The 26,029-nt window shown below is 64.7% G+C and carries 32 protein-coding genes and 1 riboswitch; of the genes, 8 read left to right on the forward strand and 24 right to left on the reverse strand.

Features of this window, described 5'->3' with window-relative positions; genetic code table 11:
• Positions 1-62: 62 nt before the first annotated feature.
• Positions 63-500 (forward strand): paraquat-inducible protein A, encoded by a 438-nt coding sequence (locus AC2TZ7_RS13480; RefSeq protein WP_098411097.1) that lies wholly within the window; start codon positions 63-65, stop codon positions 498-500.
• A gap of 33 nt (positions 501-533) precedes the next feature.
• Here the strand turns inward: AC2TZ7_RS13480 and AC2TZ7_RS13485 are convergent, their stop codons facing one another.
• On the reverse strand, positions 534-761 hold the full coding sequence (locus tag AC2TZ7_RS13485) for a DUF1150 family protein (RefSeq protein ID WP_078520815.1): 228 nt from the start codon (positions 759-761) through the stop codon (positions 534-536).
• Positions 762-784: 23 nt separating this feature from the next.
• Positions 785-1,195, reverse strand: coding sequence for an Hsp20 family protein (locus AC2TZ7_RS13490; protein WP_078540722.1), 411 nt, complete (start codon positions 1,193-1,195; stop codon positions 785-787).
• Positions 1,196-1,427: 232 nt separating this feature from the next.
• Between AC2TZ7_RS13490 and AC2TZ7_RS13495 the strand changes: the two genes are divergently transcribed.
• From AC2TZ7_RS13495 to AC2TZ7_RS13505, 3 genes are all read left to right on the forward strand, one after another.
• Complete coding sequence (locus AC2TZ7_RS13495; protein WP_078520817.1) at positions 1,428-1,646, forward strand: YdcH family protein; 219 nt, start codon at positions 1,428-1,430, stop codon at positions 1,644-1,646.
• A 101-nt stretch (positions 1,647-1,747) separates the two neighbouring features.
• Positions 1,748-2,233 (forward strand): 5-(carboxyamino)imidazole ribonucleotide mutase, encoded by a 486-nt coding sequence (gene purE / locus AC2TZ7_RS13500; RefSeq protein ID WP_078520818.1) that lies wholly within the window; start codon positions 1,748-1,750, stop codon positions 2,231-2,233.
• Complete coding sequence (locus AC2TZ7_RS13505) at positions 2,226-3,290, forward strand: 5-(carboxyamino)imidazole ribonucleotide synthase (protein ID WP_489864621.1); 1,065 nt, start codon at positions 2,226-2,228, stop codon at positions 3,288-3,290. The genes purE and AC2TZ7_RS13505 overlap by 8 nt, the downstream gene beginning before the upstream one ends.
• A gap of 243 nt (positions 3,291-3,533) precedes the next feature.
• On the opposite strand, the gene AC2TZ7_RS13510 is transcribed toward AC2TZ7_RS13505, so the two are convergent.
• Together AC2TZ7_RS13510 and AC2TZ7_RS13515 are read right to left on the reverse strand one after the other, a co-directional pair.
• Positions 3,534-4,337, reverse strand: coding sequence for a VOC family protein (locus AC2TZ7_RS13510; protein ID WP_489864622.1), 804 nt, complete (start codon positions 4,335-4,337; stop codon positions 3,534-3,536).
• 12 nt (positions 4,338-4,349) lie between these two features.
• Positions 4,350-4,754, reverse strand: a complete 405-nt coding sequence (locus AC2TZ7_RS13515) for a DoxX family protein (protein WP_489864623.1) — start codon at positions 4,752-4,754, stop codon at positions 4,350-4,352.
• Positions 4,755-4,881: 127 nt separating this feature from the next.
• On the opposite strand from AC2TZ7_RS13515, the gene AC2TZ7_RS13520 reads away from it, so the two are divergent.
• Positions 4,882-5,775, forward strand: coding sequence for a LysR family transcriptional regulator (locus AC2TZ7_RS13520; protein WP_489864624.1), 894 nt, complete (start codon positions 4,882-4,884; stop codon positions 5,773-5,775).
• 4 nt (positions 5,776-5,779) lie between these two features.
• Here the strand turns inward: AC2TZ7_RS13520 and AC2TZ7_RS13525 are convergent, their stop codons facing one another.
• From AC2TZ7_RS13525 to AC2TZ7_RS13620, 20 genes are all read right to left on the reverse strand, one after another.
• On the reverse strand, positions 5,780-6,337 hold the full coding sequence (locus tag AC2TZ7_RS13525) for a helix-turn-helix transcriptional regulator (RefSeq protein WP_489864625.1): 558 nt from the start codon (positions 6,335-6,337) through the stop codon (positions 5,780-5,782).
• A 30-nt stretch (positions 6,338-6,367) separates the two neighbouring features.
• Entirely contained in the window at positions 6,368-6,901 is a 534-nt protein-coding gene (locus AC2TZ7_RS13530) for a PepSY domain-containing protein (RefSeq protein ID WP_489864626.1), read from the reverse strand.
• 82 nt (positions 6,902-6,983) lie between these two features.
• Positions 6,984-7,520, reverse strand: coding sequence for a hypothetical protein (locus AC2TZ7_RS13535; RefSeq protein ID WP_489864627.1), 537 nt, complete (start codon positions 7,518-7,520; stop codon positions 6,984-6,986).
• Positions 7,521-7,660: 140 nt separating this feature from the next.
• On the reverse strand, positions 7,661-8,893 hold the full coding sequence (gene trpB, locus AC2TZ7_RS13540) for a tryptophan synthase subunit beta (protein ID WP_489864628.1): 1,233 nt from the start codon (positions 8,891-8,893) through the stop codon (positions 7,661-7,663).
• A gap of 113 nt (positions 8,894-9,006) precedes the next feature.
• Positions 9,007-9,687, reverse strand: a complete 681-nt coding sequence (locus AC2TZ7_RS13545; RefSeq protein ID WP_489864629.1) for a phosphoribosylanthranilate isomerase — start codon at positions 9,685-9,687, stop codon at positions 9,007-9,009.
• Position 9,688: 1 nt separating this feature from the next.
• Entirely contained in the window at positions 9,689-10,045 is a 357-nt protein-coding gene (locus tag AC2TZ7_RS13550) for a lipopolysaccharide assembly protein LapA domain-containing protein (RefSeq protein ID WP_255266468.1), read from the reverse strand.
• A 6-nt stretch (positions 10,046-10,051) separates the two neighbouring features.
• Complete coding sequence (gene ihfB / locus AC2TZ7_RS13555) at positions 10,052-10,339, reverse strand: integration host factor subunit beta (protein ID WP_075774953.1); 288 nt, start codon at positions 10,337-10,339, stop codon at positions 10,052-10,054.
• A 302-nt stretch (positions 10,340-10,641) separates the two neighbouring features.
• Positions 10,642-12,321, reverse strand: a complete 1,680-nt coding sequence (gene rpsA, locus AC2TZ7_RS13560; protein ID WP_078540696.1) for a 30S ribosomal protein S1 — start codon at positions 12,319-12,321, stop codon at positions 10,642-10,644.
• A 196-nt stretch (positions 12,322-12,517) separates the two neighbouring features.
• Positions 12,518-13,123 (reverse strand): glutathione peroxidase, encoded by a 606-nt coding sequence (locus AC2TZ7_RS13565; RefSeq protein WP_489864630.1) that lies wholly within the window; start codon positions 13,121-13,123, stop codon positions 12,518-12,520.
• A gap of 96 nt (positions 13,124-13,219) precedes the next feature.
• Positions 13,220-13,786 (reverse strand): hypothetical protein, encoded by a 567-nt coding sequence (locus AC2TZ7_RS13570; RefSeq protein WP_489864631.1) that lies wholly within the window; start codon positions 13,784-13,786, stop codon positions 13,220-13,222.
• A 9-nt stretch (positions 13,787-13,795) separates the two neighbouring features.
• On the reverse strand, positions 13,796-14,404 hold the full coding sequence (locus AC2TZ7_RS13575) for a (d)CMP kinase (RefSeq protein WP_489864632.1): 609 nt from the start codon (positions 14,402-14,404) through the stop codon (positions 13,796-13,798).
• Positions 14,401-14,910 (reverse strand): hypothetical protein, encoded by a 510-nt coding sequence (locus tag AC2TZ7_RS13580; protein ID WP_489864633.1) that lies wholly within the window; start codon positions 14,908-14,910, stop codon positions 14,401-14,403. Before AC2TZ7_RS13580 ends, AC2TZ7_RS13575 begins: the two co-directional genes overlap by 4 nt.
• The gene (aroA, locus tag AC2TZ7_RS13585) at positions 14,907-16,256 is read right to left on the reverse strand and encodes a 3-phosphoshikimate 1-carboxyvinyltransferase (RefSeq protein WP_489864634.1); all 1,350 of its coding nucleotides are present in this window, start codon (positions 16,254-16,256) and stop codon (positions 14,907-14,909) included. Before aroA ends, AC2TZ7_RS13580 begins: the two co-directional genes overlap by 4 nt.
• Positions 16,257-16,315: 59 nt before the next feature.
• Entirely contained in the window at positions 16,316-17,062 is a 747-nt protein-coding gene (trmB, locus tag AC2TZ7_RS13590; RefSeq protein WP_489864635.1) for a tRNA (guanine(46)-N(7))-methyltransferase TrmB, read from the reverse strand.
• 33 nt (positions 17,063-17,095) lie between these two features.
• Complete coding sequence (locus AC2TZ7_RS13595; protein ID WP_078570975.1) at positions 17,096-17,542, reverse strand: DMT family transporter; 447 nt, start codon at positions 17,540-17,542, stop codon at positions 17,096-17,098.
• A 305-nt stretch (positions 17,543-17,847) separates the two neighbouring features.
• Positions 17,848-19,014: a methionine adenosyltransferase gene (metK, locus tag AC2TZ7_RS13600; protein ID WP_098411113.1), complete on the reverse strand. Its 1,167-nt coding sequence runs from the start codon at positions 19,012-19,014 to the stop codon at positions 17,848-17,850.
• Positions 19,015-19,021: 7 nt separating this feature from the next.
• Positions 19,022-19,071: riboswitch (SAM-SAH riboswitch) on the reverse strand.
• Positions 19,072-19,081: 10 nt separating this feature from the next.
• Complete coding sequence (gene lnt / locus AC2TZ7_RS13605) at positions 19,082-20,647, reverse strand: apolipoprotein N-acyltransferase (protein ID WP_489864636.1); 1,566 nt, start codon at positions 20,645-20,647, stop codon at positions 19,082-19,084.
• An 18-nt stretch (positions 20,648-20,665) separates the two neighbouring features.
• Positions 20,666-21,556, reverse strand: coding sequence for a hemolysin family protein (locus AC2TZ7_RS13610; RefSeq protein ID WP_098411115.1), 891 nt, complete (start codon positions 21,554-21,556; stop codon positions 20,666-20,668).
• Positions 21,557-21,594: 38 nt separating this feature from the next.
• Positions 21,595-22,092, reverse strand: coding sequence for an rRNA maturation RNase YbeY (ybeY, locus tag AC2TZ7_RS13615; protein WP_489864637.1), 498 nt, complete (start codon positions 22,090-22,092; stop codon positions 21,595-21,597).
• A complete protein-coding gene (locus AC2TZ7_RS13620; protein WP_489864638.1) occupies positions 22,082-22,417 on the reverse strand; it encodes a DUF6476 family protein in 336 nt (111 codons plus the stop codon). The genes ybeY and AC2TZ7_RS13620 overlap by 11 nt, the downstream gene beginning before the upstream one ends.
• Between AC2TZ7_RS13620 and AC2TZ7_RS13625 the strand changes: the two genes are divergently transcribed.
• The 3 genes from AC2TZ7_RS13625 to rpoH all read left to right on the forward strand — a co-directional run bounded on the left by AC2TZ7_RS13625 (position 22,416) and on the right by rpoH (position 25,985).
• Positions 22,416-23,468 (forward strand): RluA family pseudouridine synthase, encoded by a 1,053-nt coding sequence (locus tag AC2TZ7_RS13625; RefSeq protein ID WP_489864639.1) that lies wholly within the window; start codon positions 22,416-22,418, stop codon positions 23,466-23,468. The two genes, AC2TZ7_RS13620 and AC2TZ7_RS13625, sit on opposite strands and share 2 nt — an antisense overlap.
• The gene (gene cls / locus AC2TZ7_RS13630; RefSeq protein WP_176536012.1) at positions 23,465-24,907 is read left to right on the forward strand and encodes a cardiolipin synthase; all 1,443 of its coding nucleotides are present in this window, start codon (positions 23,465-23,467) and stop codon (positions 24,905-24,907) included. Before AC2TZ7_RS13625 ends, cls begins: the two co-directional genes overlap by 4 nt.
• A 178-nt stretch (positions 24,908-25,085) precedes the next feature.
• The gene (gene rpoH, locus AC2TZ7_RS13635) at positions 25,086-25,985 is read left to right on the forward strand and encodes an RNA polymerase sigma factor RpoH (RefSeq protein WP_098411120.1); all 900 of its coding nucleotides are present in this window, start codon (positions 25,086-25,088) and stop codon (positions 25,983-25,985) included.
• Positions 25,986-26,029 lie beyond the last annotated feature (44 nt).

Raw genomic sequence — 26,029 nt, forward strand, 5'->3', positions numbered from 1 at the left:
AAATTGGCGACTTTGCAGGGGCTTTCGGCTAGACCGGAGGGATATCCGTCGCGCGAGGCCCCATGCTGAAATTCGCCAATCTGGCGCTCTTGCTGCTCTTCCCCCTCGCCTGGGCCGCGCCGCTTTTGCGCGCGGGGCTTCTGCCCTTCTTCGGGCTAGAAGAAATCTCGGTGCTCAGCGGATTGCAGACGCTGTGGCGGACGGATGTGTTCCTCGCCCTGCTCGTCAGCTTCCTTGCCCTGTTTGCCCCCTATCTGAAGGTAATCGGGATCGCGCTGATTCAGTTCGATCTCGCTTCGCCGAAACTGACACCCGCGCTCAATATCCTCGGCAAACTCGCGATGGCCGATATTTTCTTGATCGCGATCTATATCGTGGTGGCGAAAGGCGTGGGCGTCGGGCGCCTCGAAACCGCCTGGGGGCTTTACCTGTTCACCGGATGCGTCGCGGCCTCTTTCGCGATCTCCCATCTGGAAATGAAAAAGGCGCCGCGAGGGTGATCCCCCGGGCGCCTTTCGCGTCCTTTCAGCCGATCAATGGACCGAGACCGGGTCCAGATCGTTCTGCCGGGCGAGCGAGAAGGCCAGCTTGCGGTCCTTCACCAGCGCGAGCCTCTCGCCATCGCTGTCATGCACCGCATAGAGGTGATCGACATCGTCCAGCTCGGCCCGGATTTCCTCGGGCAGATCAACGACCGCGACTTCGCGGACATAGACGATGGGATGCTCGGCATTGTCGCCGAAATCATATTCCGTATTCATTGCGCGTTTCCTTTCCTGCCTGTTCATTTCCGCTCGATCGGGATGGTCTGCACGATCGTCTCGGGCGGGGCCCGGTTCAGATCGACATGCAGAAGACCGTTCTCGATCGTGGCGGCTGCGACCTCGACCCCTTCTGCGAGCACGAAGCTGCGCTGAAAGGCCCGTGCGGCGATCCCGCGATGTAGGAACAGGCGTTCGCTGTCCTCTTCGCTCTGACGGCCGCGGATCACGAGTGCCCGGTCTTCGAGCGTGATCGCGAGGTCTTCCTCGCGGAAGCCTGCCACTGCGAGCGTGATGCGGAACGCATCCTCGCCACGTTGTTCGATGTTATACGGCGGATAGGCATCCGATCCCTTGGCGGTGCGTTCCACCAACCGTTCCAGCTGGTCGAAGCCCAGCAGGTAGGGATGTGCGCCAAAACTCAGTTTCGTCATTCGGCAAGCCCTTGATGAAGCGACGTTGCAAGTTCGGGCCCCGATCTTCGGCAGCCCACTACTCAAATATGGGCGGCGTGGAAGCCCCCTGCAAGACCCCGCCGACCATTTACGCTGACGGCAAATTTTCTCCTAACCCGTTCGAAACCTGTTATATTGACCCTCCCACCTGACGGCCCTAGCCGAGTCGGGTAGAAGATATTTCGCGCAACCAGAACCGGACGATACGGATATGAACGCCCATCTCGAGATGGATCATGAAGAAGTGCTGCGGGTGAAACTGGAAGTGCTGCGCCGCGAACACCGCGATCTTGACGAGGCGATCCTGGCGCTCACGCAGGCGGTGCATTCCGATCAGCTGCGCCTTGTGCGGCTGAAAAAGCAAAAGCTGGCCCTGAAAGACGAGATCGCGCGGATCGAAGACCAGCTTACCCCCGACATCATCGCCTGAACCCGACCTCCGACCAATCGGATTGGCGCCTGCGCGCCTCCGGGGCTTGCCGCGACGGCACAGATTCCTATAGTGCGCGCTCCATCTGAAAAGGGGGCGTCATGAGCGTGAAAGTGGGAATCATCATGGGCAGCCAGTCCGACTGGTCCACGATGAAAGAGGCGGCGGAAATTCTCGACGAACTCGGTGTGGAATACGAGGCGAAGATCGTCTCGGCCCATCGCACTCCCGACAGGCTCTGGTCCTATGGCAAGACGGCTGTGGAGCGTGGGCTGCACGTCATCATCGCAGGCGCTGGCGGTGCAGCGCACCTGCCGGGCATGATGGCGTCAAAAACCCGCGTGCCGGTGATCGGCGTGCCGGTGCAGACCCGGGCGCTCTCGGGCGTCGACAGCCTTTATTCCATCGTGCAGATGCCGAAAGGCTTCCCGGTCGCGACCATGGCGATCGGCGCGGCTGGGGCCGCCAATGCCGGTCTGATGGCGGCGGGTATCTTGGCCGTGTCGGATGCGGATCTGGCGAAGCGGCTCGACGACTGGCGCGAGAAGCTCTCGGCCTCGATCAAGGAGGAGCCGGAAGATGAGTGAGCCCCTGCCCTATGGATCGGTGATCGGCATCCTCGGCGGCGGTCAGCTGGGCCGGATGCTCTCGGTCGCGGCCTCGCGTCTGGGCTACAAGACCCATATCTTCGAGCCGGGCGCGAACCCACCCGCGGGCGACGTGGCCCATGCGGTGACCACCGCGCCCTATGAGGACGAGGCCGCGCTGCGCGCCTTCGCCGAGGCCGTGGACGTCATCACCTATGAGTTCGAGAACGTGCCGACCTCGGCGCTCGATCTCTTGGAAAGCCTCAAGCCGATCCGCCCGAACCGCAAGGCGCTCGCGGTCAGTCAGGACCGTCTCGTCGAGAAAGCCTTCCTCAACGATCTGGGCCTTGCCACCGCGCCTTTCGCCGCCGTGGACGATATCGAGGATCTGCAGGAGGCAATCGCCGAGATCGGCTGCCCCGCGATCCTGAAAACCCGTCGTTTCGGCTATGACGGCAAGGGTCAGGTGGTGATCAACGCGCCCGAAGAGGCCGCCGCCGCGCTGGAGGATATGAAGGGTGCGCCCGCGATCCTCGAAGGCTTCGTGGAGTTCTTCAAGGAGATTTCCGTGATCGGCGCGCGCGCCGAGGATGGCGCGATCTCCTGCTACGATCCGGGCCAGAACAAGCATGAGGGCGGCATCCTGCGCACCACGCTGGTGCCCGCTGCGATCACCGACAACCAGCGCACCGATGCGGTTCTTCTGGCGGCCAAGATCCTGAACAAGCTCGATTATGTCGGCGTGATGGGGGTGGAGCTCTTCGTCACCCGCGACGCGCTGATCGTGAACGAGATCGCCCCGCGCGTGCATAATTCGGGCCACTGGACCCAGGCGGGCAGCGCGGTCGATCAGTTCGAGCAGCATATCCGCGCCGTGACCGGCTGGCCGCTGGGCGACGGCTCGCGCCATTGCGATGTCGAGATGGAGAACCTGATCGGCGACGATATGGACCGGGTGCCGGGGCTGGCGAAGCTCGCGCGGTATCAGGTGCATCTCTACGGCAAGGCCGAGGTGAAGCCGGGCCGCAAGATGGGCCATGTGAACCACATCCTGTAAGTGAAAAAGGCGCCCATCGCGGGCGCCTTTTTCTTTTGCCGTCGTCGCACGCCTGCCCGTGGGGTGGCGCTCGGACGCTTCGAGCGGCAGCGCTTAATGCCAGCCAAACCCCTCCGAAGCGGGAGCGTTACGCGCGGGTGACGATGCGCCAGCCCGCCGGAACGGGCAGGCGCACGCCCTGCGGCTTCGCCGCGTACCGGGCGAAATTCACTTCAGCCCACCCGGCACCTCGTCAGCTCTCGATCACTTCGCGGACCATGTGAAGCGCGTGCCCCACGGGTCGGCCACGCTGTCGCCATACGCCTCACGGAAAGCGGCGATAGGTTCGGCGTCCGCCTTCAGCCCCACCTCGACCAGACCGGTCGCGGGCTGGTGACGTTCCTTGGCGCCGCGGCTGTTCCAGATATTGGTCGCGAGGTGGTGGTGATAACCGCCCCAGCCGTGGAAATTCGCCCCCGGATAGCGGGCCATCACATCCGCACCGAGCGTCTCGGCATAGAACGGCTCCGCCGGATCGAGCGCGCCGACCTGCAGGTGAACGTGGCCGATCACCGTGCCTTTCGGCGCACCGCGCCACGGGCCACGGGCCTCTGCCATCACGTCGCGCAGATCGATCGGATCGGTCACCATCGCGATCATCCCGTCCTTGCGCGGCCAGTCTTCGCGGGCACGGTCACGGTAGATCTCGATGCCGTTGCCCTCGGGGTCGTGCAGGTAGACCGCCTCGCTCACGAGGTGATCGGACGCCCCGTCGAGCCGGATGCCGGTCTCCGCGGCGTGGGTCAGCCACGCGCCCAGATCGGCCCGCTCGGGCAGCAGGAAGGCGGTGTGAAAGAGCCCCGCCTCCGACCGGCTCGATTTGCGCGCCGATGCGTCGGCCTTGAGGATCACGAGCACCTTGCCATCGACGCCGTAGCGCGCCTCGGTTGCGTCGCCCGCGATCCGCTCCAGCCCGAGCACGCTCTCGTAGAACGCGCCCACCGCCGGGAGGTCATGAACCACGAGGGTCACATGGCCGATTTCGACATTTGCATCACTGGTCGCCATCGTCTCCTCCTGTCATTTCAGCTTGGTCGGGCGGAGCGCATAGAGGCCGTCACCCAGAGCCGCGAGCGCGAATTGCACGACGGCCCACATCACCGGATATTCCCAGCCGCCGCCCTGGTTCGAGAAGCTGAAGCCGTTGCCCCAATGCGCCGTGAAGGCCGCGCCGAGCAGGATGAACCCGAGCCCGAAGGATACGATCCGCGCATAGATGCCGGTAATCAAGGCGATACCGCCGAGGATTTCCGCCGCCATCGTCACGATGCCGAGCCAGCCGGGCAGGCCCAGCGATTCAAAGAAGCCCATCGTGCCGGCCGGGGTAAAGACGAACAGCTTCGTCAGCCCGTGGACGAGGAACAGAGCGCCGGTCAGAAGGCGCAAAACGAAGATGCCGTAAGGGGCGAGTTTGGTGTCGATCATGGTCTGTCTCCTGTAACCGCAAGCTCTGTGCGGTGTGTTCGCGTTACAGCGAGGAAATTAGCCATTCCGTTCGCGAATAAAATGGATATTATCAGGAATGACTTTTACCGTTTTGTTCTGAATAGCGATGGATATCACCGAACAACTCCGCGCCTTCGTCGCCACCGCCCGCGCGGGCTCTTTCACCGCGGGCGCAGAGCAGCTGGGCATCTCCAATCGGCTCGCTTCGAAATACGTGGCCGAGCTGGAGGACCGCCTTGGCACGCGCCTTCTGCAACGCACGACGCGGCGGATCGGGCTGACGCCCGCGGGCGAGCGTCTGCTGGCCGAGGCGCCAAGCGTACTCGACGGGCTCGACGATCTTCTGGGCGCGGTGTCAGAGCAATCGCGCGGGTTTTCGGGCGTGTTGCGGATTTCCGCGCCGGTCACTTTCGGCGAGGTCTATCTGGCGGAGATGCTCGCGCGCTTCGCCGCCCCCCACCCCGATCTGGTGATCGACCTGACGCTCTCGGATGCGGCGACCGATCTGGCTGCCGAGGGGATCGACCTCGCCTTCCGGATCGGACAGCTGCGCGATCAGGCGCTGCGGGCGCGCAAGCTGGGCGAGATCGGGATGCGCGTCGTCGCCGCGCCCGCCTATCTCGAACGCGCGGGCCGCCCGGCCCAGATCGCCGATCTGACCGACCACCGCTGCATCCACGACACCAATCACAGCGCGATCCAGCATTGGCGCTATCGCGAGGGCGGAGAGATCGCCGCCCTGCCCGTTCCGGCGCAGATCCGCGTCAATAGCGGACGCGCCGCCTGCGAATTGGCGCTGGCGGGGCATGGCATCACCTATGGGCCGGAATTCGTGCTGGAGCCGGAGATCGCGGCGGGGCGGCTGGTTTCGCTTTTCCCGCCCGAGACGCTGCTGCGCATCCCGCTTCATGCGGTCTATCTCGACGGGCCGCGCCTGCCGCGCAAGCTGCGCGCGCTGATCGATTTCGCCTATGAGGATACGCGCTCGCTCCGGGCCTGAGCGCTCAGCCCTTGGCCACCGCCGTCACGCCGCGCTTCGTCGCCGTGTCTTCGCGCTGCGCCACCTCAGCGCGCTGGTCCATCATGTCCTCGACGAAAAGGCTCAAAAGCGCGCCGCGCCCGTTCACCCCCGCCTTGCGGTAGATCGCGGCGCTTTGTGCCTTGGCGGTGCCCTCGGAGGTCTCGCGGAGCGCCGCGATCTCCGCCGTGCTCAGCCCCTTGATCGCAAAAAGCGCGACCTCGCGCTCAGCCCCGGTGAGGCCCCAGTCGGAGAAACGCTCTTCCAGCAGATCCTCGAAGGCCGAGGTCGCCCGGCGCAAACGCGCCTTCGCCCATGCGCCCTCGCGCAGCGCGCTTGCCAGGGCCAAGGCCCCGAGCGCGAGCCCCAGAACGAGGCCGAGCGCCGCCCCGAGTTCGAGGATTTCACGGTTCTGCCAGCTGATCGGCGCGGGATAGAGGCCGAAGACAGACAGCAGGATATCGGAGATGAAGAAAAGCGCGCAGACCGCCTGGAAAAGCAAGATTGCCCCCACAAACACCGCCCGGCGCAGACGCGAGTTCATTGCGCCCCTCCCGGCCGCCAGCGCAAGGCGTCAATCATCGCCGCTGTCCCCGCCATCGTCGCTGCCACCGCTATCGCCGCTGTCGCTGCTATCACTGCTGTCGCTGCTGCCGCTGTCGCTGCTGTCATCGCTTCCGCCGTCATCGCCGCTCGACGCGCTGCTGCTATCGTCCGAGGCGTCGTCGGAGGAGTCGTGGTCGGAGGAGTCGTCATCGGATGTCGTCGTGGTGCGGTCGGAGGTGGACGTCTCGGTAGAGGTCCCCGAGGCGCTGCCGCTCAGCGGGGTGTCGCTCAGGATCGGCCTGCGGCTGGAGCGCGACAGGTCGCGCAGGATCTCGCCGCTGCGCGGATCGATGACGATTTCGCGCTCGACGCCCTTGCGGGTGCCGGTGATGCGCACGCGGCCCAGCAGGGTGCGGTGCACATCGATGTTCTGATAGCCGTAGGATTTGAGTTGCCGGGTGACCGCTTCGCTCGCGGTCTCGGCACGGGCAAGCCCGGGCGCAACGGGCACGCTCAGCGCGCCGATCAGCGCGGCTATCGCCAGATCTCTGCGCAGTCTCATCGGCAAAACTCCCCCCGCGCGCGAACGCGGCTTTTCAGAGGATTATGCCCGGCGCACAAGGCACCGGGCAAGTCCGTTCGGATCAGTCGTCGTCGCCGCCGTCCGAGCCGCCGCTATCATGCGAACCGCTATCATGCGAGCCGCCATCGTCGGAACCGCTGTCATGCGAGCCACTGTCGTCCGAGCCGCTGTCGTCCGAGCTGTGATCGGAATCAGACGTGGTGTGATCGTCGTCGCTGCTGTCATCCATGCTGTGATCGTCGCTGCCCGAATGGTCGTCGCCTTGATCGTCCATATGGTCGTCTTCGCCAGCGCTCATGAAATCTTCCGACTGCTCGCGGACGCTCACGCCCTGCGTCATGTCTTCGCCCGCGCGCGTCCGGGAGGTTTCCTGCTTCTGGATCTTGCCGGTGGTGCGATCGTAGATGACTTCGATCTTGGTGCCGTCGGGATTGTAACCCTCGGCCTTCACCTGGGTCGGGCCGACCTTGATCTCGATATTGGTGAAGCCGTTGGCCTGAAGATTGTCCGCGATGCCTTGGGTCGACACTTCCGCCTGGGCCATATGGGCCGAGACCGCGAGAGCCGCGAACACGGCGAGGGTGGGTTTCATTTTCATCTATTTATCTCCTCCGGAACAATTGTCCGCCGCGGGCTGCGACGTCGGAGCAAAGGGTCGGCGGACAGCGCCCGCCGGTCCATTGCCAATTGGGTTATGGAGGCCCAATAAACCTCAGGTTGTATGTCGTAAACCTGAGTTTATGCGTCCATGTCGAAGCCGAGATGCTTCGCCACAGCAAAAATGTCTTTATCACCGCGCCCGCACATGTTCATCACGATGATATGATCTTTCGGCAGGTCGGGTGCGATCTTCATCACATGAGCCAGCGCGTGGCTGGGCTCCAGCGCGGGGATGATCCCTTCGAGACGGCAGGAGAACTGAAACGCCTCCAGCGCCTCCTTGTCGGTGATGTTCACATATTCCGCGCGGCCGGTGTCGTGCAGCCAGCTATGCTCGGGACCGATGCCCGGATAGTCGAGCCCGGCCGAGATCGAATGCCCTTCGAGGATCTGCCCGTCCTCGTCCTGCAGCAGATAGGTGCGGTTGCCATGCAGCACGCCCGGACGCCCGCCGGTGAGCGAGGCGCAATGCTCCATCTTCTCGTCGACGCCATGACCGCCGGCTTCGACGCCGATGATGCGCACCGATTTGTCGTCGAGGAACGGATAGAACAGGCCCATCGCGTTCGAGCCCCCGCCGATCGCCGCGATCACGGTGTCGGGCAGACGGCCCTCGCCTTCCTGTTCCTCAAGCTGCCAGCGCACTTCCTTGCCGATCACCGACTGGAAGTCGCGGACCATCGCCGGATAGGGATGCGGACCGGCGACCGTGCCGATGCAGTAGAACGTGTCGCGCACATTGGTCACCCAGTCGCGCAGCGCATCGTTCATCGCATCTTTCAACGTGCCACGACCCGATTTAACCGGCACGACCTCGGCGCCCAGAAGGCGCATCCGGAAGACGTTCGGCGCCTGACGCTCGACATCCGTGGCGCCCATATAGACCACGCATTTGAGGCCGAATTTCGCACAGACGGTCGCGGTGGCCACGCCATGCTGGCCCGCGCCGGTCTCGGCGATGATCCGGGTCTTGCCCATGCGCCGCGCCAGCAGGATCTGCCCCAGCACGTTGTTGATCTTATGCGCGCCGGTGTGGTTCAGCTCGTCGCGCTTGAGATAGATTTTCGCGCCGCCCAGCTCTTCGGTGATGCGGGGCGCGAAATACAGAGGCGACGGACGGCCGACATAGTGCTTCCACAGATCGTCCATCTCCGCCCAGAAATCGGGATCGGTCTTGGCCTTCTCGTATTCCTCTTCGAGCGCGAGGATCAGCGGCATCAGCGTCTCGGACACGAAGCGGCCGCCGAAAATGCCGAAGCGCCCGTTTTCATCGGGCACATTCATGAAGGAATTGATCAGATCGTCAGCCATGGCACACCTCGCGCTTGTCGTGAGGATCGGTCTAGCGTCAAAGCGCGGCGAGATAAATCCCCGCCCCTGCATCTGGCCAAAAATACTCGCGTCTTAGCGGGGTCCGGCGCCGCTCAGGCCGCGCCCTGACGGGCCGCCTGGATGAAAGCGCGGATTTTCTCGGGGTCTTTGACGCCCGGCGCGCTTTCCACGCCCGAGGAGACATCGACCTGCCGCGCACCGGTCAGCAGGATCGCTTCCGCCACATTGTCCGGCGTCAGCCCGCCGGCCAGCATCCACGGCTTTTCCCAGGTGCGCCCGGCGATCAGCCGCCAGTCGAAGGACAGCCCGTTGCCGCCCGGAAGCTCCGCCTCTTTCGGCGGCTTGGCGTCGAGCAGGATCTGATCGGCCACCGCCTCATACTCCGCGATCTTCGGCAGATCGGCGGCATCGGCCACGCCCACGGCTTTCATCACCGGCAGACCGAACTTGGCGCGGATTTCCGTCACGCGCTCAGGCGTCTCCGAACCGTGAAGCTGGATCATGTCGAGCGGCACGGCATCCGTGATCTCGGTGAGAAGCTCGTCGCTCGGGTTCACCACCAGACCGACCTTAGCGATGCCCGGCTCGACCTCTTGGGCCAGCTTGCGCGCCTCGGCGATCTCCAGATGGCGCGGGGATTTGGCGAAGAAGACGAAGCCCACATAGCGCGCGCCCGCCTCGACGGCGGCGGCGATATCCTCGGCCTTGCGCAGCCCGCAGATCTTCACGCGGGCGAGACCCTGCGCGTTGCGGTCTATGGCGACGGTGGGCATCTCAGCGCGAGGGCTGTTCGAGCAGCGCCAGCACGTCGTCCTTCGGGCCGGTCTTGTCGTGGCGCAGGGTCTGCACCTCTGCTTCGAGCTTGCGCGCCTTACGGTCCGACTGGCGGGCATTGCGGCGCAGACGCGACTCGCGCGCCCATTCCCAGACGAAGCCGATCAGAAGGCCCAGCAGGACGCCCGCGAGGATCACGAGGAACAGCGGCACCTGAATCGCCCAGTCCCAGCCCAGGAAGCTGCCCGCCTCGAGCGGCAGCACCCGCAGCGTGACGATTTGACGATTGGCCAGCGCCAGCCCGATCAGGACCACGGCGAGCAGACCGAGAAACAGCAGCCGAAGCGCTCGAATCATTAGCTCTTATTCCTCTTTCCCGTTCAGCCGGTCGCGCAGCAGCTTACCGGTCTTGAAGAAGGGTACGTGTTTTTCCTCGACCTCAACCGCCTCGCCGGTGCGCGGGTTCCGACCGGTGCGCGCGTCGCGCTTCTTGACGGAAAAGGCCCCGAACCCACGAAGCTCGACGCGGTCGCCCGAGGCCAGCGCCTCGGTGATCTCGTCGAAGATCGTATTTACGATTTTTTCGACATCCCGCTGGTAGAGATGCGGATTCTCCTCGGCAATCTTGGTGATCAACTCAGAGCGGATCATCTTGTTATCTCCCCCCACGGGCTTGGCCGGGTGTCCCCCCGGCTCTCACATGCGTCATTTCCCAATTATAGGACCAATCGTTGCAACGCGGAACAGCAAAGACCCGGAAAATCCACGTAAAATCGAGCCCCTAGCGGTCTGCCGCCGACGGAACCGCCTTCGCAAACGCAGAAATTCGGCGCTTCGCCCGCCCACGCGTCACCCGTTAAGCGAATCGTCGTTGCGGATCGCCAAGGCTTTGCGGAACGAAAAAGGCCCCGCCAATCGGCGGGGCCTCTCGTTGAGCCAAGCGGCTCGATCTCTTATTGGTCGCCCTTGAGCGCGGCACCCAGGATGTCGCCCAGCGACGCACCCGAGTCCGACGAACCGTACTGTTCCACGGCTTCTTTCTCTTCAGCGATCTCACGCGCCTTGATCGACACACCCAGCTTGCGGGTCTTGGAGTCGACGTTGGTCACGCGGACATCGACGTGATCGCCAACCTGGAAGCGCTCGGGGCGCTGGTCGGCACGATCGCGGGCGAGGTCCGAACGGCGGATGAACGACTTCATGCCGTTGTATTCCACCTCGACGCCACCGTCTTCGATCGCGGTCACGGTCACGGTCACGATCGAACCACGCTTCACGCCGTCAACGGCATCGGAGAACGTGTCGGCGTCGAGCGCCTTGATCGAGAGCGAGATACGCTCCTTGTCGGTGTCCACTTCGGTGACAGCGGCCTTGACCATGTCGCCTTTGCGGTAGTCCTGGATCGCATCCTCGCCACGCTGTTCCCAGCTGAGGTCCGAGAGGTGCACCATGCCGTCGATGTCGTTCTCGAGGCCAACGAACAGACCGAATTCGGTGATGTTCTTGACTTCGCCTTCGATGACGGTGCCGACCGGGTGGGTCTCTGCGAAGACTTCCCACGGGTTGCGCATGGTCTGCTTGAGGCCAAGCGAGACGCGGCGCTTCGCGGTGTCGATCTCGAGGACCATGACGTCGACTTCCTGGCTCGTCGAAACGATCTTGCCGGGGTGGACGTTCTTTTTGGTCCAGGACATCTCGGACACGTGCACGAGACCTTCGACACCCGGCTCCAGCTCGACGAACGCGCCGTAGTCGGTGATGTTGGTCACGCGGCCGGTGTGCACCGAACCCAGAGCGTACTTCGATTCCACCGAGTCCCACGGATCCGACTGCAGCTGCTTCATGCCGAGCGAGATGCGGTGGGTTTCCTTGTTGATCTTGACGACCTGGACCTTGACGGTCTCGCCGATCGACAGGATCTCGGACGGGTGGTTCACGCGGCGCCATGCCATGTCGGTGACGTGCAGCAGACCGTCGACGCCGCCCAGATCAACGAACGCACCGTATTCGGTGATGTTCTTGACCACACCATCGACGACCTGACCTTCGGAGAGGTTCGCGATGACTTCGGCGCGCTGTTCGGCGCGGCTCTCTTCGAGGATCGCACGACGCGAGACAACGATGTTGCCACGACGACGGTCCATCTTGAGGATTTGGAACGGCTGCTTGAGACCCATGAGCGGGCCAGCGTCGCGCACCGGGCGCACGTCCACTTGCGAGCCGGGCAGGAACGCGACAGCGCCGCCCAGATCGACGGTGAAGCCGCCTTTGACGCGACCGAAGATAGCGCCTTCGACGCGCTCTTCTTTGGCGTAAGCTGCTTCGAGACGATCCCATGCCTCTTCGCGGCGGGCTTTCTCACGCGAGATAACGGCTTCGCCGCGAGCGTTCTCGACACGGTCGAGATACACTTCGACTTCGTCGCCGACTTCGATCTGCGGAGCCTCGCCGGGGTTGGCGAATTCTTTGAGTTCGACGCGGCCTTCCATTTTGTAGCCGACATCGATGATGGCCTGGCCCGCCTCGATGGCGATGACCTTGCCTTTAACAACCGAACCTTCGTTCGGGGTGTCGATTTCGAGGCTCTCGTTCAGAAGGGCTTCGAATTCGTCCATGGTTGCATTTTGCGACATGCGTTCAGATTTTCCTTTTCATCTTCGGTTTTCTGGCCTTGCGGTTGGCTCCGCCGGTCTTTCGTTGGAATGTCCGTGCTGCAATAGCATACGGGTCGGGTGAGTCCCAACCTGTCTCAGACCGCGCCCATATAGGCGCGATCGGCCAGTATCGCAAGCATTTATTGCGTCATAGACAGGCTGCGCGGCCTCTCGCTCAGCCTCGGCTCGCGGTGGCGAGAGCGGCTTTGACGTCGCCCAGCATCCAGGCCGAAAGGGGCTCGGCGCTGGCGGGATAGGTCGCGATCACCGAGCCGTCGCGGCCCAGTAGCACCTTGTTGAAGTTCCAGCTCGGCTCGAACCCCTCGGTTTCGCGCATCCAGCGATAGAACGGATGCGCCTGCGGCCCCTTCACCTTGGCGAGCTGCGCCATCGGCAATTCGGCCCCGAAGGTCAGCGCGCAATAGCGCTTGGCTTCCTCGGCACTGGAGAGTTCCTGCCGGAAATCGTTCGACGGCACGGTGAGGATCACCAGACCCTCGCGGCCATAGGTCTCCGACATCTGCTGCAGTTCGGTGAATTGCGGGGCGAAGCCGCATTTCGAGGCGGTGTTGACCACGAGGACGACCTTGCCACGGAAATCGGCGAGCGAGACCGTCTCGCCCTCCACCAGATCGAAGGACAAGTCCCCCGGCACCGGCATCGACGAGTGAGCCTTCACCGCGATCGGTTCGGGCGTCGCCGCCGGGCCGTCGGCGCGTGCCGGAGCGGTCGCAAAGGACACGCATGACAGCATGCAGGCCAAAATCAGGGACAAGCGCATCGGTCCACCCTCGAAATACATTCACCAATACCCAACGCGAGAGTCGGGAAAAAAGTTCACCACTTCGTGAAGATATATTTCAAGCGTCCCTTTACATCAATCGCAAATGCGGTCGACGCGGCGGTATTTCGGCTCCGGGAACTCAGGTATTTCCATTGGGTCACGGGGCTTTACGCCGGGTCGCACCGCCTCCGGCGCGGTGTTCACGCTGTCGAAATCGAGCGCGAGGCGCTGACAGATTCCAAGGCTTTTCTGGCCGATATCGCCGAGATCGCGCAGATCGATCAGATGCCCGCCCTTCCGCGCGTAGCCCGTGACCCCGAAATCGAGCGGCGGGTCGAGGCGTAGCCTTTCCGTCTCGGGGCCGAACAGCGCAGCACCGCCCTCCCAGTCCTCCGCAGGCCCGAGCGCCACCTGCACTTCGAACCGGCCCGGCGGCACCAGCAGGCGAAAGAACTCACCGCCCTGCGCATAGGCGCCCATCACGTCCTGCCCGGTCTTGGCATCGCGCAGCACGATATAGAGATCGCGATCCGGGGCGGATTTGATCTGCAGCGGCATGGTGCGCGGCAGGTCGGTCTCGCTCCACAGCAGACCCTGCGGGCGCCCCTCGGCGGTGGCCTGCGAGGCAAGAACCAGCGAGAGGAGAACCCAGCGCAGCATCCCCGCCCCCTAGTCCAGATCGCCCGCGCGGCGGGCCTCGATCTGATCGGCGGCGCGGGCGACCGCCTCGTCGATGCTGAGGTCAGAAGTGTCGATCACCAGCGCATCCACCGCCGGACGCAACGGGCTGTCGGCGCGACCCATGTCACGGGCGTCGCGCTCGCGCACCTGCTCCAGCACGTCGGCCTCGTCACCGCCCAGCTCAAGCCAGCGCCGATGCGCGCGCACCTCCGGCGAGGCGGTCACGAACAGCTTCACCTCCGCCTGCGGGCAGATCACCGTGCCGATATCGCGCCCGTCGAGCACCGCACCGCCGTCGCGCGCCGCGAAGTCGCGCTGAAACGCCACCAGCGCCGCGCGCACCTCGGGGATCGCGGCGACGATCGAGGCCGCCTGCCCCGCCTCCATCGTGCGCAGGTCGTCACGCTCCAGATCTTCGGGGCAAAGCGCTTTGGCCGCCGCGATGGGCTCCAGCCCCTCGGTCTCGGATTTCATGCCCACCGCGCGATAGAGCGCACCGGTGTCGAGATGCGCCAGCCCGAACCGTTCGGCCACGGCTCGGCTGATCGTACCTTTGCCCGCAGCGGCGGGGCCATCGATGGCGACTGTGAATTTCATCGTTTCATCCGCAAATAAACTGCCCGCAGGATCAATAGCGTCAGGGCCGTCAGGCTCAAAGTGACTGCGACGCTCTTCAGAAGCGTCCATCTGCTCGCAAAGGCGATCATGTCATCCGTGACCGTGCCGGACCGCAACAATGCGGCAACGGCATGGTTTTCGAGATAGTCAAACACAGCACCAAGAGCCGCTACGATCGACAACACCACGGCAAGCCAGCCCTTTGCAAGGGCACGGAAGGCGACAATCAGCGTCACCGCCTCCAAGGCCGGAAAGACAAGATCGAGACGCTGCTGAACCGAGAGGTAATACTGTCGCGCCGGTGCGTCCAGGGCATCGAGGAGCGCGCGGGCCTGCGCAGCACTGTAGCCACCCGGACGCAAATCGAACGGCGCCAGACCGCCCGCCGCATCCCGAAGATGCGGCAAGGTAACGAGCGTCATCGCAAGATAGACCGCCCCCGTCAGGGCCGCGAGCAGGACAAAGGCGACCTGCGCCCGGCTCACCGGTCCGCCCGGACGATCTCCGCGCCAAGCCCGGCCATCAGGTCCTCGAAGATCGGGAAAGATGTGGCAATGGGCGAGCCGTCATCGACCGAGACCGGCTGTTGCGCGGCCATGCCCAGCACCATGAAGCTCATCGCGATGCGGTGGTCGAGATGGGTCACGGCGGTGCCGCCGCCCGGCACGCCCTCGGGGCCGCAGCCATGCACGATCAGCGTATCCTCGTCTTCCTCGATCTTGATGCCATTGGCTTCCAGCCCACGCGCCATCGCGTCGATCCGGTCGCTTTCCTTCACGCGCAGTTCATGTACGCCGGGCATCCGGGTCACGCCCTCGGCATAGGCCGCGACGACCGAGAGGACGGGATATTCGTCGATCTGGGCCGAGGCGCGCTCGGCGGGCACGTCGATCCCGTGCAGCTTGGAATAGCGCACGCGCAGATCGGCCACGGGCTCGCCGCCCTCTTCGCGCTCGTTCTCGAAGGTCAGATCGGCCCCCATCTCGCGCAGCGTGATGAAGATCCCGTTGCGGGTGGGGTTCTGGCTGACGCCCGGCACGACGATCTCCGAGCCCGGCACGATCAGCGCCGCGCAGACCGGGAAAGCGGCCGAAGACGGATCGCGCGGCACGGCGACCTCTTGGGCTTTCAACTCGGGCTGGCCCTGCAACGTGATGACATGGCCCTGCTCGGTCTCTTCGGTGGTGATCTCGGCACCGAAGCCGCGCAGCATCCGCTCGGTATGATCGCGGGTCGGGGTCTTCTCGATCACGACGGTCTGACCCGGCGCGTTCAGACCCGCCAGCAGCACCGCCGATTTCACCTGCGCGGAGGCCATCGGCGTCGCGTAGCGCACGGGTGCGGGGCTCGGCGCACCGAGGATGGTCATCGGCAGACGCCCGCCATGACGCCCGAAAGCCTGCGCCCCGAACAGCCGGATCGGGTCGGTCACGCGGCCCATCGGGCGTTTGCGCAAAGAGCCGTCACCGGTGAAGGTCGCCACGATCGGCGAGGTCGCCATCGCGCCCATGATCAGGCGCACGCCGGTGCCGGAATTGCCGCAATCGATCACGTCCTCGGGCTCGGCGAAGCCGCCCACGCCCACGCCATGCACCGACCAGCTGCCGGGACCGTGCTGCGTGACCTCGGCGCCGAAGGCGCGCATCGCCTTGGCCGTGTCGAGCACGTCTTCGCCTTCGAGCAGGCCGGTGATCTTCGTCTCGCCCACCGAGAGCGCGCCAAGGATCAGCGCGCGGTGGCTGATCGACTTGTCGCCGGGAACCTCCGCCGTGCCCTTGAGGGGCCCGCATTTGCGCGAAGTCATCTTGATCGGAGTGCCGTGGCCGGACATAGTGCCTCCCTTTTTTCAACGCGCCCCTGTTAGCGCGATCTGGCGGGAGGCGGAAGGGCTCAGATCCGCCGATAGGTCAGGTAATGCGGCTTGCGGCCTTCGCGCAGCGCTTTCTGTTCGTAGCGCGTCGAGAGCCAGTCCTCCCACGGCGTATCCCAATCGCCCGAAACCGGTTGCGGATCGTCGAAATCGAAGGCGGCGGGCACCTCGAACAGAGGCTCGAAGCCTGCCTGCGGCACTTCCTCGACAGTCTGGCGGACATAGTCGGGGATGTCGGTCGCCACGCGGAATTCCGATCCCGGTTTCAGCGCGCGATGCAGCGGCTCGAGATGCTCCTGCGTCACGAAACGCCTGCGGTGGTGTTTCGATTTCGGCCACGGGTCGGGATAGAGCAGAAACGCCTTCGAGATCGAGCCCGCGGGCAGCACGTCCATCAGGTCGCGCGCATCGCCGGGATGGACCGCGACGTTCGGGATCTTCTCGCGGCGCAGCTTGCCCAGCAGCATCGCGACGCCGTTCACGAAAGGCTCGCAGCCGATGAACTCCACCTCCGGATAGGTCTGCGCCATATGCGCCAGATGCTCACCCCCGCCGAAGCCCACTTCGAGCCAGACCGGCTTGCCCTTGAACCGCGTCGCCATGTCGAGCGGCTCGCGGTCGGGGTTCACGTCCCAACCGACGGGACCGGGCAAACGGCCCGGCAGGTCCTCGCGCAGATAGTCCTTCTGCGCCTTGTTCAGCGTCTTGCCGTGGCGGCGACCGTAGAAGTTGCGCCAGGGCTGTTCGGGGGTGTCATTCTCGCTCATGGGAGGGGCCTCTAGCCGCGTCGCACGAAAGGTTCAAGCCTTCTGAATGAGGAACAGCCCGAGGCACATGAAGCCGATCCCCGCCCCGCGCATCAAGGTGATGGGCCGCACGAGCGCCCCAAACAGGCCGAACTGGTCGATCGCAGCGGCCGAGATCATCTGCCCCAGCAGCACGAAGAACACCGCATTGCCGACCCCGAAGCGCGGCGCGATGAAGGTGATCGAGAGCACGTAGAAGGCGATCAGCACGCCTGCGAGAAAGAGGTATTTCGGCTGATCGGGAATGCGCGCGAAGCCCGAGGGCCCCGTCGTGACCGCGACGGCCAGCACCGCCCCCAAAAGCGCCACGGAGAACAGCACCACCGCCGCCACCGCGGGCGAGCCGATGCGGCTGCCAAGCTGGGCGTTGAGCGCGGCGAGGACCGGAATGCCGATCCCGGCAGCAAGCATGATCGCGGCATAGCGCAGGGCGTCGGGCATGGTCTCTCTCCTCCGGTTTTCGGCGGAGAGTGGCGCGGACCGTCGGAGGGCGCAAGGTGGCTGTATTCGTTAACACGCCCGGGGCGACCAGCCCCGGGCCGCGCCCGACCCTCCCCATGGGAGGGCGCATTGGCGATGTCGTCGCGGGCTCGCACGTCGTTCGGGGCTGCCGAGATAAAGCGCCAAGCCACAAGCGGAGGGAAGCGCCCACCCAAGGGTCGGGCGCGCCCCTCATTATCGAACGCGGCAAAAACGAACGGGCAGAGGTTTCCCCCTGCCCGTCGCTAATTTCACTCAAGCGCAGCTTACACCGCTTTCTTCAGCGCCTCGACCAAATCGGTCTTCTCCCAAGAGAAGCCGCCATCGGCCTCGGGCGCGCGGCCGAAATGGCCGTACGCCGCGGTGCGCTCGTAGATCGGCTTGCACAGGTCGAGCGTGTCGCGGATGCCTTTCGGCGTCAGGTCCATCACCTGCCCCACGGCCTTTTCGATCACCTCGTCAGGCACTTCGCCGGTGCCGAACGTGTCGACATAGATCGACAGCGGTTTCGCCACGCCGATCGCGTAGGACACCTGAATCACGCATTTGCGCGCCATGCCGGCCGCCACCACGTTCTTCGCCAGATAGCGCGCCGCATAAGCCGCCGAGCGGTCCACCTTGGTCGGATCCTTGCCCGAGAACGCGCCGCCGCCATGCGGGGCCGAGCCGCCATAAGTGTCCACGATGATCTTGCGCCCGGTGAGACCCGCATCGCCGTCCGGGCCGCCGATCACGAAGGTCCCGGTCGGGTTCACCCACCATTCGGTTTCCGGCGTGATCCAGCCTTCGGGCAGGGTCTCGCGGATGTAAGGCTCGACGATCGCGCGGATATCGTCCGAGGTCTGATGCTCATGCGCGTGCTGGGTCGAAAGCACGATCTGGCTCACGCCAACGGGGCGGCCATTCTCGTAGCGCACAGACAGCTGCGATTTCGCATCGGGGCGCAGCTCGGGCTCGGCGCCGGATTTGCGCGCCTCGGCCAGACGGCGCAGGATCGCGTGCGAGTAATGGATCGGAGCGGGCATCAGTTCGGGCGTCTCATCCGAGGCGAAGCCGAACATGATCCCCTGATCGCCGGCCCCGTCCTTGTCGACGCCCTGAGAGATATGGGCCGATTGCGGGTGCAGGAAATTCGCGACTTTCAGCGTCGCCCAGTGAAACTCGTCCTGCTCGTAGCCGATATCCTTGACGCATTCGCGCACGATCTTGTCGATGCCTTCGAGATATTCGGCGAGCTTGGTTTTGTCGGCCAGACCGACCTCGCCGCCGACCACGACCTGATTGGTCGTCGCGAAGGTCTCGCAGGCCACCCGCGCGTTGGGCTCTGCAGCCAGGAAAGTATCGAGAACGGCATCCGAAATCCGGTCACAGACCTTATCGGGATGCCCCTCCGAAACGGATTCGGAGGTGAAGACGTAATTCGCGCGTGCCATGAAGGGGTGCTCCGTTGTTGATATCCCCACCCCGTCAGGAAGCCGTTGGGGTGGTTCGGCCTTCTAGCTAGGAGCGCCTGCCGGTCGGGTCAATCGAAATACGCGCAAAGATTGAAAGAAGCGCTAAGGCTGCAACAATCAGCGCGATGAACGGTGCGTCACCCAGCTTCGAATAGAGCGTCGGCGGCAGGCTCGGGGGCAATTCGACGTCCAACTTGCCCATCTTGTCCAGCCCGAGGCTCGCCGTGATCCGCCCCTTCGCGTCGATCATCGCGGTGACCCCGGTATTGGCATCGCGCGCAAGCGGCAGGCCCTGTTCGATCGCGCGAAGCCGCGCCTGCGCGAAATGCTGATAGGGTCCGCTGAGCGTGCCGAACCACGCGTCATTGGTGACCTGCAAGATCCAGTCGGGGCGCTGCGAGAAGCCGCGCAGGTCCTGCGGGAAGATCGCCTCGTAGCAAATGAGCGGCGCGACATGGCCGAGCTTGCCCAAGTTCAGCAGCTTCTCCCCCGGCCCCGCCGAATAGCCATTGCCGACCTGCGCCGCGAATGCAGTGATTCCGATCTTCGCCAGCGTATCGCCGAAGGGCATGTATTCGCCGAAGGGCACGAGGTGGGATTTGTCGTAAAGCGCCTCGATTTGGTCATCGGGGCTGATGACGGCCAGCGAGTTGAAATAGCGGCTGCCTTGGCTGCGCTGCACCCCCATCGCGAGCGGAATGCCACCCGCCGCCTCGGTCGACATCTCGAGCCCGCCCTGCGGATGGTCGAGCAGGAACGGCACCGCCGTTTCCGGCCAGACGATCAGGTCCGGCTTGCGCTGACCGGGCGCGGGATCGGCTTTCGTCAGGTCCAGAAGCCGCTGGAAGAATTTCATCCGGTATTGCGGCAGCCATTTGAGGTCCTGCGGCGCGTTGGGCTGCACCAGACGGAGGGTGATCGGCTCGGGCCTCGGGGCCACCGGCGCGTTGAGCCGCGCCACCCCGCCGAGCCACAGCCCGACCAGAACCACCAGCGCCGCGCCCACGATCCCGAGCGCTGCGGGCATCCGCATCCGGCGCGTCATCGCCGGTGCCGCCGCGATCAGCAGGGTGATCAGGCTGAGCCCGAGCGGCCCTACAAAGGCAGCCGCCTGAGCGATCGGCGAGTCGATCCAGATATGGCCGACCAGCACCCACGGAAACCCGGTGAAGACGTAAGAGCGCAGAGCATCCGAGGCCGCCATGCCGAGCGCTATTCCCAATGCGCGCGAGCGCGGCCCCTGCCCCGCATAGGCCCCGAGCCCGTAGCCGATCGCCCAGAACGCGCCCATGCCCGCAGCCATTAAGACGAGCGCGAAGGGCGCCATCCAGCCATAGACATCGGCCTCGACCATGAAGGGCTCGACGATCCAGAACATCGCAGCCAGCGCATAGCCGAAGCCGGTGGCAAACCCGATCCAGATCACGGAAGCCCGCCAGCGTTCGGCGGAGGCGAACCAGATCGAGGCCGCCAAAGCGGGCAGCGCGATCCACCACAGACCCAACGGCGCTTGGCCCAGAGCGAACAGCGCACCGAAGAGCGCCGCCAGAGCCAAGCTCTGCCAGCGCGGGCGCAAGGGGGCACGGAAGCCGTCTCGGAGGGTCGCGATCATGGGCGCGTCATAGCCCGCTCACTCGGCGGGCGCCACTCCTGGCAGACGCACGCGCAGACGTTTGATCCGGCGCGGATCGGCATCGACCACCTCGTATTCGACGCCGTTCTCGGTCACCACGACCTCGCCACGCGCAGGCACCCGGCCAAGCTGCATGAAGACCAGACCGCCCATCGAATCGATCTCGTCATCGGCCTCCTCGTCAGACAGCCGCATCCCGATCTGCGCTTCGAACTCGTTGACCGGCGCGCGGGCCAGCACGACCCATTGGCCGGGCTTTTCCTCGCGCCAATAGGCGTCGTCGGCCTCGTCATGCTCGTCCTCGATCTCGCCGATCACCTGTTCGATCAGATCCTCGAGCGTGAGCAACCCGTCGACCCCGCCATATTCGTCGATCACCAGCGCCATATGGGTGCGCTGCACCTGCATCTTCTGCAAGAGCACGCCGATCGGCATCGAGGGCGGAACGTAGAGGAGCGGGCGGATCAGTTTGCGCAGCGAGAACCGGCCATTGCCCGATCCGAACCCGTATTCCAGCGCCAAGTCCTTCAGGTGGACAAGGCCCAGCGGCGTATCGAGCGTTTCCTTGAAGACCGGCAGTCGCGAATAGCCGTGCTGGCGGAACTTCTCCACCAACTCGTCGCGGCTGATGGAGACCGGAACGGCCTCGATCTCGACTTTGGGAATGGCGACGTCGCCCACCCGCATCTTGCGCAGGTTTCCCAGCCCCAGCGGCGCTGGCGCGGGTTTGGGCGGCATTTCTACCTGTGGGGCCTCTTCTTCCATGGGGCGTTGCCCGAAAAAGCGGCTGAGCAACCCGCGCGAAGCGGGCTCCGAAGACTGACCGGGTTCCGAATTCTCCGAACTACCGGCATTGGCGGAGGTAACTCCGTCGGCGACCTGTCCCATTGTTCCTTTCCGAAAGATGACGCGGAATGCGCCTAGTCTTACACATATGGGTTACGAATTCCTACGCTTTCAAGAAGCCGGATTTCGATTTGTTCCATTACTTGCGCATCTTCGTCGCGAATATGGTCATAACCCAGCAGATGCAGCACCGCGTGGATGAGCAAATGCAGCGTGTGATCGGAAAGCGTTTTGCCTTGTTCTTCGGCCTCGCGGGCGCAGGTTTCATAGGCGATCGCGAGGTCGCCGAGCTCTATTTCGCCGAAGACATCGGGCGCGGGCGGTTCGGGATGCGCGCCGGGGTCTTCCGCGCCGCGCTCCTCGGCGGGCCAGCTGAGCACATTGGTGGGCTTCGCCTTGTCGCGATATTCGCCGTTCAGCTCGGCGATGCGGGCATCATCGCAGGCGAGAACCGAGAGGCGGCACAGCTCCGCCTCGATCCCGCGATCCTCCAGCACCAGCGTCGCGGCGCGGGTTATCAGCTCTTCCAGCCCGACCGTCTCCCAGCGGGCGTCTTCGATCTCGAGGTCAATTTCCATCGGAATTCCCGCCCTCAGCCCCAAGCGTCAGGTCGCCGACGTTCTGCCCGGCCTTGTCATAGACCAGCACCTGCCCCCCATCGGTCACCACGACCGTATAGCTGCGCGCAAAGGTCACGGCCTCGGCCTGCGCGCCTTCGGGCAGCGTGATCGCGGCGGGCAGTTGCGGCAACGGATTGGGTTGCTGCAAGCGGATGACAAGCAGCGCCACGATCGCTACAAGCCCGACGATCATCACCGCCGCAAGCGTGGTCACCAGTATCTTGAGAAAGCGAAGATCGGGTGGCAGCGTGGTGGCAGGCTCTTCGTCAGGCAGGTCGGACATGAATAAGGAAATCCTCAGCATCGAGATCGGACCCGGCATGGGTCCCCGCCTTGATAAGGCCTTGGCGGCGGCTGTGCCAGAGGAAGCGGCCCTCTCGCGCTCGCGTCTGGCGAAACTGATCGCGGAGGGCTCGGTCAGCCGCGAGGGCGTGGCCGTGACCGATCAGAAAACCAAGGTCGCCGAGGGCGAGGTCTATCAGATCGCGCTGGAGCCTCCGAAAGAGGTCGAGACGGTGGCGCAGGACATTCCGCTCGAAGTGCTGTGGGAGGACGACGACCTGATCGTGGTGAACAAGCCTGCTGGCATGGTTACGCACCCCGCGCCGGGCACGCCCGAAGGCACGCTCGTGAACGCGCTCTTGCACCATTTCGGCGGCAACCTCTCGGGCATCGGCGGCGAGGCGCGCCCCGGCATCGTGCACCGCATCGACAAGGACACGTCCGGACTGCTGGTCGTCGCGAAATCGGATCGCGCGCATCACGGGCTGGCGGCGCAATTCGAGGCGCATACGGTGCATCGCCATTACCGCGCGCTCTGCCATGGCGTGCCGCAGGCCTCCGATCCGCGTCTGCGCGGGCTGAACGGCGTCAGCTTCGAGCAAGGCGGCGTGCTAAAGATCGTCACCCAGCTCGCGCGCCACAAAACCGACCGGCAGAAACAAGCCGTGGTCGCCAATGGCGGCCGTCACGCCGTCACCCGCGCCCGCACGATCGAGGATTTCAACGGCACGGCGGCGCTGATCGATTGCTGGCTGGAAACCGGCCGCACCCATCAGATTCGCGTCCATATGGCCTATGCGGGCCACGGGCTGATCGGCGACCAGACCTATGGCGGCAAGCGCAAGATCTCGGAAAAAGCGGTCGGACCCGCGGCGGCAGAAGCCGTGCGCGCCTTCCCGCGTCAGGCGCTTCATGCGGCGATTTTGGGCTTCATCCATCCGGTCACCGAAGAGGAGCTGTCCTTCGAGGCACCCCTGCCCGAGGATATGACCGCGTTGATCGACGCATTGCGCGCCGCCTCCACGCCCCCAACCGGCGGCACGGGCCCGTGAACGTCTGGTGGGCCGAGCTTCTGACGCTGCTGATTCACTTCGGCTCTCAGGTGCTCGCGCTGTTGCGGGTGCTCACCCGGCCCGACAAACCGCCTGCGGTGCGCGCAAGCTGGACGGTGCTGATCCTCTCGGTGCCGTTTCTGGGCGTCATCCTCTACATCCTGATCGGCGAGACGCGGCTCAACCAGCGCATCGCGCGCAAGCTGCAGGCGACGGTGGATGCCCTGCCCGCGCCCGATCCGGTCGAGCCTGAAGACCTCGAGGCCGTCACGCCGGAATATCGCGCCGCTTTCGCCCGGGCCGCCGCCATCAACGGCTATGCGCCCAGCACCGGCGATGCGATCGCCTTCCTGCCCGACCCGGCCGATCAGTTGGAGCCGCTGATCGCCGATATCGACGCCGCCACCCAGAGCGTCCACCTGATCACCTATATCTGGCTGAGCGATCTGACCGGCATCGCCATGGCCGAAGCGCTGACCCGCGCGGCGGAGCGCGGGGTGCAGGTGCGCATCCTCGTCGACGGGCTTGGCGCGCGCGGCTTCATCAAGTCGCGCCACTGGCGGGCGATGAAAAAGGCCGGCGTGAAGACCGCGATCGCCTTTTCCTTCCGCTGGCCGCTCTTCAAGCTCGCGACGATGCGGATCGACCTGCGCAATCACCGCAAGCTCGCCGTGATCGACGGGCATGTGGCCTATACCGGCTCGCGCAACCTCGCCGACCCCGAATTCCGCATCAAGGCGCGGTTCGCGCCCTGGACCGATGTGATGCTGCGGATCGAGGGGCCGCTCGCCGCCCAGCATCAGCATATCTTCGCGACCGACTGGGTGACCCATAGCCACGAGGAAATCTCGGACCTCGTGCTCCCGACCCCCGCCGCGCCGACCGCGCGTCCGGGCACGGCGGTCGCCTTCGCGACGGGGCCGATGCTGGACACGCGCGGGGTGCCGGATGTGTTCCTTGCGGTGATCGGGGCCGCGCGCGAGACGCTGACGCTCTCCACCCCCTATTTCGTGCCGGGCGAGGAGATCGCCTCCGCGCTGCGCGCCGCCAAACGCCGGGGCGTGCGGGTGCAGGTGATCGTGCCAAGGCGCAACGACTCGCGCTTCGTCGCCCATGCCGCGCGCAGCTTCTACCCGGTGCTGGCCGAGGCGGGCGTCGAGATCTGGGAGCACGGGCCGGGCCTGCTCCACGCCAAGACGCTGTTGGCCGATGGCCGCGTGGCGATCCTCGGCTCGGCCAATCTCGACCGCCGCAGCTTCGAGCTGAATTACGAGAATTGCGTGCTGATCGAGGATCACGAACTCGGGCTCGCGCTCGGCGAACGCCAGCGCCACTGGATCGCGCAGGCCCGCCGGATCGACCCGGAGCGCATCGCCGAATGGCCTTTGCACTGGAAAATCATCAACAATCTGATGTCGGTCCTCGCCCCGATCTTGTGAGGCGTCAGATGTTTTTTTACACATCTGCGACGGAAATCCCGTTACGATACGTTGATCTTTCTATGCGACTGCGTCAGGGCGGATTTCGGTGAACCAATCGCCACTGCCCTGCGTTTCTTGAAAGATCGGGGGGCGATCCCCATATTGAGCAGCCGCCAAAAGGGAGACATGGGAGACGATGACGAGCTACACGAACCTTCCGGCCCCGAGTCCTGAACAGGGGCTGAACCGCTATCTTCAGGAAATCCGGAAGTTCCCGCTTCTGGAGCCGGAACAGGAATATATGCTGGCCAAGAGCTGGGCCGACCACCAGGACACGGAGGCCGCGCACCAGCTGGTGACCTCGCACCTGCGTCTCGCCGCGAAGATCGCGATGGGCTATCGCGGCTATGGCTTGCCGCAGGCCGAGGTGATCTCGGAGGCCAATGTCGGTCTGATGCAGGCCGTGAAGCGCTTCGATCCCGAGAAGGGGTTCCGCCTCGCGACCTACGCGATGTGGTGGATCCGCGCCGCGATTCAGGAATACATCCTGCGCTCGTGGAGCCTCGTGAAACTGGGCACCACCTCGGCGCAGAAGAAGCTGTTCTTCAACCTGCGCAAGGCGAAATCCAAAATCGGCGCTTATGAGGACGGCGATATGCGCCCCGAGAACGTCAAGCAGATCGCGACCGATCTGAACGTGACCGAGGAAGAAGTGATCTCGATGAACCGGCGGATGTCGGGTTCGGACGCATCGCTGAATGCGCAGATTGGTGCCGGTGACGAAGGCGGGGCCGCGCAGTGGCAGGATTGGCTCGAAGACGAGGATGCCGATCAGGCCGAGGCCTATGCCGAGTCCGAAGAGATGGAAGCCCGCCGCGAGATGCTGATGGCCTCGATGGACGTCCTCAACGATCGCGAAAAGGACATCCTGATGCAGCGCCGCCTGCGCGACGACCCGGTCACGCTCGAGGAGCTTTCGGGCGTCTATGACGTCTCGCGCGAGCGCATCCGCCAGATCGAGGTGCGCGCCTTCGAGAAGCTGCAAAAGCGCATGACCGAATTGGCACGGGAAAAAGGGATGAACGTGCCCAGCTGACGCGCGAACGTTAACGAGTGTTGTTGTATGTCGCCGTTCCCGTC

It is taken from the genome of Thioclava sp. ISO4 (assembly GCF_058105145.1).

Bases quoted from the DNA above. Each gene is read 5' to 3' on its own strand.
- AC2TZ7_RS13480 (WP_098411097.1), top strand. From the start codon at position 63: ATGCTGAAATTCGCCAATCTGGCGCTCTTGCTGCTCTTCCCCCTCGCC.
- AC2TZ7_RS13485 (WP_078520815.1), bottom strand. From the start codon at position 761: ATGAATACGGAATATGATTTCGGCGACAATGCCGAGCATCCCATCGTC.
- AC2TZ7_RS13490 (WP_078540722.1), bottom strand. From the start codon at position 1,195: ATGACGAAACTGAGTTTTGGCGCACATCCCTACCTGCTGGGCTTCGAC.
- AC2TZ7_RS13495 (WP_078520817.1), top strand. From the start codon at position 1,428: ATGAACGCCCATCTCGAGATGGATCATGAAGAAGTGCTGCGGGTGAAA.
- purE (WP_078520818.1), top strand. From the start codon at position 1,748: ATGAGCGTGAAAGTGGGAATCATCATGGGCAGCCAGTCCGACTGGTCC.
- AC2TZ7_RS13505 (WP_489864621.1), top strand. From the start codon at position 2,226: ATGAGTGAGCCCCTGCCCTATGGATCGGTGATCGGCATCCTCGGCGGC.
- AC2TZ7_RS13510 (WP_489864622.1), bottom strand. From the start codon at position 4,337: ATGGCGACCAGTGATGCAAATGTCGAAATCGGCCATGTGACCCTCGTG.
- AC2TZ7_RS13515 (WP_489864623.1), bottom strand. From the start codon at position 4,754: ATGATCGACACCAAACTCGCCCCTTACGGCATCTTCGTTTTGCGCCTT.
- AC2TZ7_RS13520 (WP_489864624.1), top strand. From the start codon at position 4,882: ATGGATATCACCGAACAACTCCGCGCCTTCGTCGCCACCGCCCGCGCG.
- AC2TZ7_RS13525 (WP_489864625.1), bottom strand. From the start codon at position 6,337: ATGAACTCGCGTCTGCGCCGGGCGGTGTTTGTGGGGGCAATCTTGCTT.
- AC2TZ7_RS13530 (WP_489864626.1), bottom strand. From the start codon at position 6,901: ATGAGACTGCGCAGAGATCTGGCGATAGCCGCGCTGATCGGCGCGCTG.
- AC2TZ7_RS13535 (WP_489864627.1), bottom strand. From the start codon at position 7,520: ATGAAAATGAAACCCACCCTCGCCGTGTTCGCGGCTCTCGCGGTCTCG.
- trpB (WP_489864628.1), bottom strand. From the start codon at position 8,893: ATGGCTGACGATCTGATCAATTCCTTCATGAATGTGCCCGATGAAAAC.
- AC2TZ7_RS13545 (WP_489864629.1), bottom strand. From the start codon at position 9,687: ATGCCCACCGTCGCCATAGACCGCAACGCGCAGGGTCTCGCCCGCGTG.
- AC2TZ7_RS13550 (WP_255266468.1), bottom strand. From the start codon at position 10,045: ATGATTCGAGCGCTTCGGCTGCTGTTTCTCGGTCTGCTCGCCGTGGTC.
- ihfB (WP_075774953.1), bottom strand. From the start codon at position 10,339: ATGATCCGCTCTGAGTTGATCACCAAGATTGCCGAGGAGAATCCGCAT.
- rpsA (WP_078540696.1), bottom strand. From the start codon at position 12,321: ATGTCGCAAAATGCAACCATGGACGAATTCGAAGCCCTTCTGAACGAG.
- AC2TZ7_RS13565 (WP_489864630.1), bottom strand. From the start codon at position 13,123: ATGCGCTTGTCCCTGATTTTGGCCTGCATGCTGTCATGCGTGTCCTTT.
- AC2TZ7_RS13570 (WP_489864631.1), bottom strand. From the start codon at position 13,786: ATGCTGCGCTGGGTTCTCCTCTCGCTGGTTCTTGCCTCGCAGGCCACC.
- AC2TZ7_RS13575 (WP_489864632.1), bottom strand. From the start codon at position 14,404: ATGAAATTCACAGTCGCCATCGATGGCCCCGCCGCTGCGGGCAAAGGT.
- aroA (WP_489864634.1), bottom strand. From the start codon at position 16,256: ATGTCCGGCCACGGCACTCCGATCAAGATGACTTCGCGCAAATGCGGG.
- trmB (WP_489864635.1), bottom strand. From the start codon at position 17,062: ATGAGCGAGAATGACACCCCCGAACAGCCCTGGCGCAACTTCTACGGT.
- AC2TZ7_RS13595 (WP_078570975.1), bottom strand. From the start codon at position 17,542: ATGCCCGACGCCCTGCGCTATGCCGCGATCATGCTTGCTGCCGGGATC.
- metK (WP_098411113.1), bottom strand. From the start codon at position 19,014: ATGGCACGCGCGAATTACGTCTTCACCTCCGAATCCGTTTCGGAGGGG.
- lnt (WP_489864636.1), bottom strand. From the start codon at position 20,647: ATGATCGCGACCCTCCGAGACGGCTTCCGTGCCCCCTTGCGCCCGCGC.
- AC2TZ7_RS13610 (WP_098411115.1), bottom strand. From the start codon at position 21,556: ATGGGACAGGTCGCCGACGGAGTTACCTCCGCCAATGCCGGTAGTTCG.
- ybeY (WP_489864637.1), bottom strand. From the start codon at position 22,092: ATGGAAATTGACCTCGAGATCGAAGACGCCCGCTGGGAGACGGTCGGG.
- AC2TZ7_RS13625 (WP_489864639.1), top strand. From the start codon at position 22,416: ATGAATAAGGAAATCCTCAGCATCGAGATCGGACCCGGCATGGGTCCC.
- AC2TZ7_RS13620 (WP_489864638.1), bottom strand. From the start codon at position 22,417: ATGTCCGACCTGCCTGACGAAGAGCCTGCCACCACGCTGCCACCCGAT.
- rpoH (WP_098411120.1), top strand. From the start codon at position 25,086: ATGACGAGCTACACGAACCTTCCGGCCCCGAGTCCTGAACAGGGGCTG.